The organism is Streptomyces sp. NPDC044571 (assembly GCF_040647115.1).
Lineage (GTDB): Bacteria > Actinomycetota > Actinomycetes > Streptomycetales > Streptomycetaceae > Streptomyces.
In genome coordinates this window covers 1-1,506 of record NZ_JBEZBN010000126.1, presented here as the reverse complement: position 1 = coordinate 1,506, position 1,506 = coordinate 1, and the positions used below count along the sequence as shown (strand labels likewise).

The 1,506-nt window shown below is 66.7% G+C and carries 3 protein-coding genes; 1 reads left to right on the top strand and 2 read right to left on the bottom strand.

The features are described from left to right. On the top strand, nt 1-624 hold a 624-nt coding region (locus AB0B01_RS30705; protein WP_361726228.1), incomplete at its 5' end, for an FAD-dependent monooxygenase. A gap of 28 nt (nt 625-652) precedes the next feature. Here AB0B01_RS30705 and AB0B01_RS30700 read toward each other — a convergent pair. Then, on the bottom strand, nt 653-826 hold the full coding sequence (locus AB0B01_RS30700; protein ID WP_361726225.1) for a hypothetical protein: 174 nt from the start codon (nt 824-826) through the stop codon (nt 653-655). A 340-nt stretch (nt 827-1,166) separates the two neighbouring features. Further along, nucleotides 1,167-1,433 (bottom strand): GlsB/YeaQ/YmgE family stress response membrane protein, encoded by a 267-nt coding sequence (locus AB0B01_RS30695; RefSeq protein ID WP_361726222.1) that lies wholly within the window; start codon nt 1,431-1,433, stop codon nt 1,167-1,169. Nucleotides 1,434-1,506 lie beyond the last annotated feature (73 nt).

The following is a 1,506-nucleotide window of genomic DNA, read 5'->3' as shown; positions in this document are numbered from 1 at the left end:
GGCCCCGGTGCGCGTCGCCAGCCAGGTCAGCGCCTTGTCCCAGTCCACGTCCCGGAAGGAGACCACCAACACCCGGAGCTCGCCGCTCTGCTCGGACAGGGCGGCGCCGCGGCAGCCGACGGCGACCGCGGCCTGTTCGCCCAGCGCAACAGCGGTGACCACATCCGCGTCTACGTCATCCAGCGCGTCCCGGGCGACTGGATCACCGCCGGCGGCCTCACCCCCCACGACACCGACGGCATCCGGGCCCTCCTCCTGGACCGCTACCGCGACTGGTCACCCCGTATGCGCCGGCTGATCACGGACAATGACGGCCCTTACGTCGACCGCCCGATCCACGCCCTGCCCGTCCCGCACACCTGGGAACCCAACCCCACGGTGACGCTGCTCGGCGACGCCGCCCACCTGATGCCCCCGCTCGGCGTCGGAGTGAACCTGGCCATGCTCGACGCCTGCGAACTCGCCCTCGCCCTCGCCCACCACGACATGGCCGAAGAGGCCATCCGCGCCTACGAGAAGACGATGCTGCCGCGCTCGGCGCAGATGGCTCGGCTCCTCGACGGGGGAGCCGAGCACCTGCTGTCCACCGAGCTGCCCGACTTCGCCCACGCGGCCGAGCACTGACGCAGTCGGGCTGACGTTGTCGGGGAAGTCAGCGCTTGAAGGCGTCCTTCCCCTTTTCCTTCGCTTGCCGGGCCTTGCCCCGGGCCTCAAGGGCAGTGCCCTTTGCCTCGGTGCTCTTTTTGCCCAGGGTGTGTGCTGCCTTCCTCACCGACTTGCCGACCACTTGCTCGGCCCGGGCCTTGATTTTCTCACTGGCACTCATGTCCGACCCTTCTCTCACAGCTGGGGCACGAGGGGAAACAAGCTCGTTGTACTGCGCCGGCGCTCCGCGGACTCCCGCGGGTGGCGAGTGGTTCCGTCATCGACCTCGGCGGTGAATGAGCTCCAAGGCAACATCACCTCCAGTCGAAGCCGACGGGGCAACACGGCACGGAACGCGGCGCGCAGCACATGCCGAAGAGCCAGTCCCACGGCCCGTGCCATCAGCCGTGCCCCCCACCGTGTGAGCCGCACGGAGATCCGGCGGAAGAGGGCCTGCGGCGTCCAGCGAGCGAGCCACCGGCGACTGATCCGCTTACGTCGGTGCCTCCTCAGGGCGACCTTCATGAATGTCGCCGGCCGACGACAAGACGGTAGATCAACAGGAGAATGAAGGCGCCGACAATAGCGGCGATCCACGTGGAGAGCTCGAAGAAGCCGTCTACGGAGTCGACCCCGAAAATGACCTTGCCGAGCCATCCGCCCAGAAGAGCGCCGGCAATGCCGATCAGCGTCGTAACGATGATCCCGCCAGGGTCCCGGCCCGGCATCAGGAACTTCGCGATGATTCCGGCGAGCAGGCCCAACAGAATCCAACCGATGATGCCCATGATTTCCTCTTATCAGCGCACGAAGCCTGTGTAACACCATCTGCGCGATTTATGTGATTTCAAACATGGGAAA